General features: G+C 52.8%; 1 protein-coding gene and 1 pseudogene. Both read right to left on the reverse strand.

All coding sequences use genetic code 11. The features are described from left to right. Nucleotides 1-113, reverse strand: a pseudogene (locus J1C54_RS16290) (peptidase S41); the annotation flags it as partial. 11 nt (nt 114-124) lie between these two features. Continuing rightward, nucleotides 125-1,113 (reverse strand): cbb3-type cytochrome c oxidase subunit I (locus J1C54_RS16295; RefSeq protein ID WP_229150008.1); only part of this gene is annotated, 989 nt, incomplete at its 5' end.

Genomic DNA, 1,113 nt, shown 5'->3' on the forward strand with positions numbered 1-1,113 from the left:
TTTTGCCAGAACAGCGGCACAATCTGTGCCAGACCGGCAAAGCTGACCACGATCAGGATCAGGACGATCATCAGGCCGACATTTTTCTCGACTTTCTCATGAGCATTCGACATGTCGGGACTCCTTAGGCCGTGGCCAGGTTGCTTTCATTGCTATCGTTCTTTTCTTCTTTCAGCGTCTTGTAGACGTTCCATGCCATCAGCAGCATGCCGGAGAAGAAAATAACGCCGCCAATCAAGCGCACGACATAATAGGGGAAGCGAGACTCCATCTCTTGAACAAACGAGTAGGTCAGAGTGCCGTCAGTGTTCACAGCGCGCCACATCAGACCTTGCATCAAGCCAGATACCCACATGGAGGCGATATATAGCACTGTGCCGATCGTGGACAGCCAGAAGTGGGTGTATATCCAGGCTGTGCTGAACATGCCTTTGCGGTTAAAGACCCGCGGAATCAGCACATACATGGATCCCATGGTAATCATTGCCACCCAGCCCAGAGCGCCTGAGTGAACATGGCCGATGGTCCAGTCAGTGTTGTGACTCAACGCATTGACGGTCTTGATCGACATCATCGGGCCTTCGAAGGTCGACATGCCGTAGAAGCTCAGCGATACGATCAGGAAACGGATAATCGGATCAGTGCGCAGTTTGTGCCAGGCGCCAGACAGGGTCATAACACCGTTGATCATGCCGCCCCAGCTGGGGGCCAGCAGCACTATGGAGAACACCATGCCAAGGGACTGAACCCAGTCGGGCAGGGAGCTGTAGTGCAAGTGATGGGGGCCAGCCCACATATAGACAGCGATTAGTGCCCAAAAGTGAACAATGGACAGGCGGTAGGAATAAACCGGTCGACCTGCCTGAATCGGCACAAAGTAGTACATCATGCCGAGAAATCCAGCGGTAAGGAAAAAGCCGACAGCGTTATGGCCGTACCACCACTGCACCATGGCATCAATGGTGCCGGGATAAAGTGAGTAGGATTTCCACATGGAAATCGGCACTTCCAGATTGTTAACCACGTGCAGCATGGCAATGGTCAGGATATAAGCACCGAAAAACCAGTTGGCAACATAAATGTGGGAGGTAGTCCGGCGAGCCACAGTGGTAA

The sequence above is a fragment of the Alcanivorax sp. 1008 genome, assembly GCF_020667895.1.
Lineage (GTDB): Bacteria > Pseudomonadota > Gammaproteobacteria > Pseudomonadales > Alcanivoracaceae > PGZG01.